Source organism: Streptomyces capoamus (assembly GCF_014654935.1).
GTDB classification, from domain to species: Bacteria; Actinomycetota; Actinomycetes; order Streptomycetales; family Streptomycetaceae; genus Streptomyces; species Streptomyces capoamus.
Window position 1 is genome coordinate 21460 of the sequence record NZ_BNBF01000024.1, and the last position, 7075, is coordinate 28534.

Here is a 7075-nt window from a genome sequence, read left to right on the forward strand (position 1 = left end):
GTCCGCGCAGGGCGTAGTAGACCGCGAGCAGGCGGCGCGGGTCCCAGCGGTCGGTGAACCAGCCGGAGGCGATCGTGCCGGCGACGTCGAAGACGCCGGCCACCGCCAGCAGCGAGGCCGCCGTCGTCACGGGCATCCCGTGGTCGTGCTCCGCGGGCACGAAGTGCGTCTGGACCAGGCCGTTGGTGGTCGCGCCGCAGATCGCGAAGGTGCCGGTGAGCAGCCAGAAGGCGGGCGTGCGCACGGAGGAGGACAGCACCGCGAGGCTGCGGCGGGCGGCGCCGGCGACGGGCGCCGGCCTGGGGACGAACCCCTGCGCCCCGTACGGCACCGTGCCCACGTCGGCCGGGTGGTCGCGCAGCAGCAGCCAGACGAGGGGGACCACGGCGAACGCGGCCAGGGCGACCGTGACCGAGGCGGGCCGCCAGCCGTGGCGCTCGACGGTCCAGGACAGCAGCGGCAGGAAGACCAGCTGGCCGGAGGCGGAGGCCGCGGTGAGGATGCCGGTGACCAGGCCGCGCCGCTCGGCGAACCAGCGGTGGGTGACCGTCGCGGCCAGGGCCGGCGCCATGGAACCGGTGCCGAGTCCCACCAGCAGGCCCCAGCACAGCAGGAGTTGCCAGGCGGACGTCATCCACACGGTCAGGCCCGAGCCGAGCGCGATCACGGTGAGCGCGGTGGCGACCACGCGCCGGATGCCGAACCGGTCCATCAGCGCGGCGGCGAACGGCGCGGTGACGCCGTACAGCGCGAGGTTGACGGAGACGGCGGCGCCGATCGTGCCGCGCGACCAGCCGAACTCCCGGTGCAGCGGTTCGCCGAGCAGGCCCGGCAGGGAGCGGAAGGCCGCCGCACCCGTGATGGTGACGAACGTGACGGCGACGACGGACCAGGCGCGGTGCACGCGGTGGCGCCGGGCGGGCGGGGCCGGGACGGGGACGGCGACGGGCGTTGTCTGAGTCACGTCCTACAGCCTTCGGCAGGGGCGCCTGGCCGACGAGTGGCCCGGGGGACAGTGTTCGCTACGATCGGGCCATGACGACCCCAGGGGAATCCCGGCCGCACCGGGTCGCCGTCCTGGCGCTGGACGGCCTGCTGCCCTTCGAACTGGGCATCCCGCACCGGATCTTCGGCCGCCCCACGGACGAACGGGGCCGGCCCCTGTACGAGGTCGTGACCTGCTCGGTACGGCCGCCCGGACCGGTCGAGACGGACGCCGACTTCGCCGTGCACGTCGCGCACGGCCCCGAGACGCTGGCCACCGCCGACACGGTGATCGTCCCGGCCGCGTACGAACGCGGGCCGCTCTACGACGAGGGCCGGCTCACCGACGACCTGGCCGCCGCCTTCGCCCGCATCCGCCCCGGCACCCGGCTCGCCTCCATCTGCACCGGCAGCTACGTCCTCGCCGCCGCCGGCCGCCTGGACGGCCGCCCGGCGACCACGCACTGGGCGGACGCCGAGCGCTTCCAGCGGATGTTCCCCCGGATCAGGGTGGACCCGGACGTGCTGTTCATCGACGACGGTGACGTGCTGACCTCGGCCGGCGTGGCCGCCGGGATCGACCTGTGCCTGCACATGGTCCGCCGCGACTTCGGCACGGCCGTCGCCAACGACGTGGCCCGCCGCACGGTCGTACCGCCCCACCGCGACGGCGGCCAGGCCCAGTACATCGCGCGCCCGGTGCCCGACCCCCAGCTGGCCACGACGACCGCCGCCCGGACCTGGGCGCTGGGCCGGCTGCACGAGCCCATCCAGCTGCGCGACCTGGCCGGCCGGGAGGCCATGTCGGTGCGCACCTTCACCCGCCGCTTCCGCGAGGAGGTCGGTGTCAGTCCCGGCCAGTGGCTCACCCAGCAGCGCGTGGAGCGCGCCCGGCACCTGCTGGAGAGCACCGACCTGTCGATGGACCAGGTGGCCCGGGACGCGGGCTTCGGCACGGCCCAGTCGATGCGCCAGCACCTGCAGGCGACGCTCGGCGTCACGCCCACCGCCTACCGGCGCACCTTCCGCAGCGCGCCTCCTACGGCAGGGACCGGGTGAGCCACACCAGTTCGCCGGCGTCGTCGGTCGTGACGTGGTCGCGCCGGAAGCCGAGCTTGTCGAGGACGCGGAACGAGGGCGTGTTCCAGGGGCGCACCGTCGACCAGAGCCGTTTGCGCCCCGTCCCGGCCGCCGCGTCCAGCACGGCGGACGCGGCCTCGGTGGCGTAGCCCTGCCCGTGCACCCGCCGGAACAGCTCGTAGGCGATCTCCGGCTCGTCCAGGGAGGCCCGGCCGACCGTGAGCCCGCAGTATCCGATGAAGTCGTCCGTGCCGCGGCGGACGACGGGCAGCAGGGCGATCCCGGTCCGTTCCGACGCGGCCCGCTGGGCCTCGATCATCCGCCGGTTGTCCTCGACGGAGGGCGTGCCGCCACCGCGTTCGGCGACGAGCGCGCGGTGGGCGGCGATGTCGGGCTCGGTCCATGGGCGCAACGTCAGCCGGGCGGTGTCGAGTCGGAGCGGCATCGGCGGATGGGGCATGGGCCGAGCCTACGCGGACGGCCGGTCAGAACGTCAGTACCGCACGCGCCACCCGCCCCGCCTCCGCGTCCGCCCTGGCCTTCTCGAAGTCCTCCACCGGGTGGACGGCGGTCACCAGCTCGTCCAGCAGCAGGCGCCCCCGGCGGTACAGCTCGGCGTACAGGGCGATGTCCCGCTGGGGCCGCGCGGAGCCGTAGCGGCAGCCGAGGATCGACTTGTCCAGGTAGAGGGCGGAGACCGGGAAGGACGCCTCGGCCGTGGCCGGGGGCACGCCGAGCAGGACCGCCTGGCCGCGCCGGTCGAGCAGGTCCACGGCCCGGCGGATCAGCTCCACCCGGCCCACGCACTCGAAGACGTGGTCGGCGCCCGTCGGCAGCAGCTCCCGTACCCCGTCCGCCGACGTCAGGAAGTCGGTGGCGCCGAACCGCCGGGCGGCCTCCTCCTTGGCCGGGTTGGCGTCCACGGCCACGATGCGCAGGGCGCCCGCGAGCCGCGCGCCCTGGAGGACGTTCAGCCCGATCCCGCCCGTGCCGAGGACGACCACACTGTCCCCGCGGTCCACCCGCGCCCGGTTCAGCACCGCGCCGACCCCGGTGAGCACCGCGCACCCGATCAGCGCGGCGGACGTCAGCGGGATGTCCTCGGGGACCCGCACCGCCTGCACGGCCTTGACGACCGTGCGTTCGGCGAAGGCCGAGTTCGCTGCGAACTGGTACACCGGCTCCGCGCCCCGGGTGAAGGGCCGCGCCGGGCGCCCGATCGCCCGCCGGCACATGGTCGGCCGCCCCCGGTCGCACTCGGCGCAGGTCCCGCAGCTGGCGAGCGTGGACAGGGCGACGTGGTCGCCGGGCGCGACATGGGTGACGCCCGGGCCCACGGCCGCCACGACCCCGGCGCCCTCATGGCCGAGCACCACCGGCACGGGGAACGGGATGGTGCCGTCCACCACCGACAGGTCGCTGTGGCACAGCCCGGCCGCCGCGACCGCGACCAGCACCTCGCCCGGCCCGGGCTCCCGTACCACCAGGTCGTCGACGACCTCTACCCGTCTGCCGTCGAACACCACACCCCGCATCACACGGCCCCCTTCGGTTCGGCCGGCAGGCCGAGCACGCGCTCGGCGATGATCGTCCGCTGGATCTGGTCCGAGCCTCCGTAGAGGGTGTCCGCCCGGGAGAACAGGAAGAGGTGCTGGGCCGGGTCCAGCGGGTACGGCGCTCCGGGCGACCAGTCCGCGGGCCCCACGGCCGCCGTCGCGCCCCGGACCGCGACCGCCAGTTCGCCCAGCCGCTGGTGCCAGGCGGCCCACAGCAGCTTGGCCACACTGGGCGCGCCGGGGCCGGCCGGGCCGCCGAGGGTGCGCAGGGCGTTCCACCGCATGACCCGCAGCTCGGCCCACTGCCGCACCAGCCGGGCGCGCAGCACCGGGTCCCGCACGGCGCCGCTTTCCACGGCGGTGCGCAGGACGTCGGCCAGTTCCCGGGCGAAGCCGATCTGCTGGGCCAGTGTCGACACCCCGCGTTCGAGGCCCAGCAGGCTCATGGCCACCTGCCAGCCCGCGCCCTCCCCGCCGACGACGTGCTCCACGCGCGCGCGTGCCCCGTCGAAGCGGACCTCGTTGAAGTCGCTGGTGCCGGTCAGCTGCCGGATGGGCCGGACCTCGATCCGGCCGGGCTGGTCCATCGGCACGAGCAGGAAGCTCAGCCCGTGGTGGCGCCGTGTCCCCGGGTCGGTCCGGGCCAGCAGGAAGCACCAGTCGGCCTCCTGGGCGAGCGAGGTCCAGATCTTCTGTCCGCTGATCCGGTACCACGCGCCCTCCCGCGCCGCCGCCGTGCGCACCCCGGCGAGGTCGGAACCGGCACCGGGTTCGCTGTACCCCTGGCACCACAGTTCCTCGCCGGCGGCGACCGGCGGCAGGAACCGGCTCTTCTGCTCCTCGCTGCCGTGGGCGATGAGGGTGGGCGCGAGCAGGTTCTCCCCGATGTGCCCGGAGCGCGGGGGCGCCCCCGACCGGGCGTACTCCTCGGCCCAGGCGACCTGCTGGGTGAGGGTGGCGGTGCGGTTGCCGTACCCGGACGCGGGCCACCCGAGTCCGATCCATCCGGCAGCACCGAGCGTCCGCTCCCAGGCGCGCCTGTCCAGGCAGGGACCGGCGCGCTCATCCAGCCACGCGCGGGCCTCGGCACGGAAGTCCTCGTCCTCGGCAGTGGATCCGAAGTCCACGTCGTTCTCCTCTCGGTGCCGGCCCGGGCCGCCTGCGCGGAGGGCGGGGAGCCGCGGAGGCGGCCGCGCGCGACCCGCCGCGGCCGGTTCTCCGACTCCCCCGGGTCATCGGGCGTTCGGCCGGTCCGGTCCCCGCGCCGCCTCTTCCATCGCCGCCAGTTCGGAGAGCAGCGGCAGGGGGTCCACCCCGACCGACCCCGGCAGGAACTGCGCGATCCGCTCCGGCGTCCATCCGTCGAAGGCGTACGCGGCCCGCAGTTCCCTCGGCTGCGCCCAGACCGCGATCTTCGGTCCGGCGATCGTGTACACCTGTCCGGTGACGCCCTGCGCGGCGGCCTGTTCGGACAGCAGGTACAGCACCAGCGCGGCCACGTCCTCGGGCTCGCCGATCTCCGCCAGTTCCATCGGCACGTTCGCCGACATCCGGGTGCGGGCCACCGGTGCGACCGCGTTCGCGGTCACCCCGTACTTGTGCAGCCCCAGGGCCGCGCTGCGGACCAGCGAGATGATCCCGCCCTTGGCCGCGCTGTAGTTGGCCTGTGCGACGGATCCCTGGTGGCTGCCGCTGGTGAAGCCGATGAGGGTGCCGGACCGTTGCCGGCGCATGACGGCCGAGGCGGCCCGGAACACGGTGAACGTGCCCTTCAGGTGGGTGGCGACGACCGGGTCCCACTCCTCCTCGGTCATGTTGAACAGCATGCGTTCGCGCAGGATGCCCGCCACGCACACGACCCCGTCGATCCGGCCGTGGCGGCGCACCGCCGTGTCCACGACCCGCTGGCCGCCCGCCATCGTGGAGATGTCGTCGGCGACCGCGACGGCCTCGCCGCCCGCGGCCTCGATCTCCTTGACGACGGCCGCGGCGACGCCGTCGGCGGGTGAGGCCCCGTCCACCGCCACGCCGTAGTCGTTGACCACGACCTTCGCGCCCTCGGCCGCCGCCGCCAGGGCCACCGCCCGTCCGATGCCCCGCCCGGCACCCGTGACGGCGATGACCTTGTCTGCCAGGAAGTTCCCCATGCCCGGCCCCTTCCCGCACTTTCTGACGGTTCGTTAGATTGACGGTCCGTTAGATTTTATGGCCCGCCGTACGCGCGGGCACAAGCCCCGGGGAGGCACCGGATGGCACTGGCGGAGGAGTTCCGCGCGATCGCGGGCCGCGTGAACAACTGGGGACGCTGGGGCGCCGAGGACGAGATCGGCACCCTCAACCTGGTCACCGACGAGGTGGTGCGCGCGGCCGCCGCCGAGGTGCGGACCGGCCGCCGCGTCCCGCTCGCGCTCCCCCTGCGGCAGGACGGCGTGCAGACGGGGCTGATCCCGGGCCGGGTCAACCCGCTGCACACGATGGTGCAGCTCAACCAGGAGCTGTTCGGACCGGGCTCGGTGGCGTGCAGTGACGACGTGGTCGTCATGGGGCTGCAGGCCGGCACCCACTGGGACGCGCTGACCCATGTCTCGCACTCCGGGCAGCTCTACAACGGCCGCCCGGCGCACACGGTCACCGCTCACGGCGGCGCGGAGTTCAGCGGCATCGACAAGGTGCGCCACCTGGTCTCGCGCGGGGTGCTGCTGGACGTGGCACGCGCGCGCGGGGTGGACCGGCTGGCGGGCGGTCACGCGGTGACGCCGGAGGACCTGCGGGCGGCGGAGGAGTTCGCCGGCACGAGGGTGCGCGCCGGCGACATCGTGCTCGTACGGACCGGGCAGGTGCAGGCCTACCTGGCCGGGGACAGGCACGGGTACGGCTATCCGTCGCCGGGGCTGTCGGTGCGCTGTCCGGAGTGGTTCCACGCCCGCGATGTGGCGGCGGTGGCGAACGACACGCTCACGTTCGAGGTGTTCCCGCCCGAGATCGAGGACCTGTGGCTGCCCGTGCACGCGCTGCACCTGGTGGAGATGGGGATGCTGCAGGGCCAGAACTGGAATCTCGAAGAGTTGTCCACAGCCTGTGGAGAAACGGGACGCTACACGTTCCTGCTGTCGGCGACGCCCGAGCCGTTCGTGGGCGCGACGGGCACCCCGGTGGCACCGGTGGCGGTCCTGTGAACGGCGTCCACGGCGGCCGTGGCGACGAGCCGGTCGCGGCCGGCGGCGCGCCTCCCCCCACCGTCCCGGACACGCGCGCGCCGCCACCCGCTGCGACCCACCCTCGACGAGGATTACCGATCCCCCGGGCGGCCCTCGCCGTCCCCTCGCGGCGAATCGTCGCCCCCAAGCCTGATCAGCCGCCCAGAGGACGTCAACGCCGATACGGCGATGTGTGGGGACACCATGCTCGCGGGCCCCGCGCACGGGCGCACCAACCGGCGCACGACCGCGCCCGGC

The 7075-nt window shown here is 74.5% G+C and carries 7 protein-coding genes; 2 read left to right on the forward strand and 5 right to left on the reverse strand.

Going from position 1 to position 7075, the window contains the following annotated elements:
* Positions 1 to 964, reverse strand: a 964-nt coding sequence (locus IE312_RS30325; RefSeq protein ID WP_229900613.1) for an MFS transporter, incomplete at its 3' end; no start/stop codon positions are given.
* A 71-nt stretch (positions 965 to 1035) separates the two neighbouring features.
* Here IE312_RS30325 and IE312_RS30330 point away from each other — a divergent pair.
* The gene (locus IE312_RS30330) at positions 1036 to 2043 is read left to right on the forward strand and encodes a GlxA family transcriptional regulator (RefSeq protein WP_189985471.1); all 1008 of its coding nucleotides are present in this window, start codon (positions 1036 to 1038) and stop codon (positions 2041 to 2043) included.
* On the opposite strand, the gene IE312_RS30335 is transcribed toward IE312_RS30330, so the two are convergent.
* The 4 genes from IE312_RS30335 to IE312_RS30350 all read right to left on the reverse strand — a co-directional run bounded on the left by IE312_RS30335 (position 2024) and on the right by IE312_RS30350 (position 5767).
* Positions 2024 to 2524, reverse strand: coding sequence for a GNAT family N-acetyltransferase (locus IE312_RS30335; RefSeq protein ID WP_189985472.1), 501 nt, complete (start codon positions 2522 to 2524; stop codon positions 2024 to 2026). The genes IE312_RS30330 and IE312_RS30335 overlap by 20 nt on opposite strands.
* A gap of 25 nt (positions 2525 to 2549) precedes the next feature.
* Complete coding sequence (locus tag IE312_RS30340) at positions 2550 to 3599, reverse strand: Zn-dependent alcohol dehydrogenase (RefSeq protein ID WP_189985473.1); 1050 nt, start codon at positions 3597 to 3599, stop codon at positions 2550 to 2552.
* Positions 3599 to 4747: an acyl-CoA dehydrogenase family protein gene (locus tag IE312_RS30345; RefSeq protein ID WP_189985474.1), complete on the reverse strand. Its 1149-nt coding sequence runs from the start codon at positions 4745 to 4747 to the stop codon at positions 3599 to 3601. Before IE312_RS30345 ends, IE312_RS30340 begins: the two co-directional genes overlap by 1 nt.
* Before the next feature lie 105 nt (positions 4748 to 4852).
* On the reverse strand, positions 4853 to 5767 hold the full coding sequence (locus tag IE312_RS30350) for an SDR family NAD(P)-dependent oxidoreductase (RefSeq protein WP_189985475.1): 915 nt from the start codon (positions 5765 to 5767) through the stop codon (positions 4853 to 4855).
* A 102-nt stretch (positions 5768 to 5869) separates the two neighbouring features.
* Between IE312_RS30350 and IE312_RS30355 the strand changes: the two genes are divergently transcribed.
* Entirely contained in the window at positions 5870 to 6796 is a 927-nt protein-coding gene (locus tag IE312_RS30355) for a cyclase family protein (protein ID WP_189985476.1), read from the forward strand.
* Positions 6797 to 7075 lie beyond the last annotated feature (279 nt).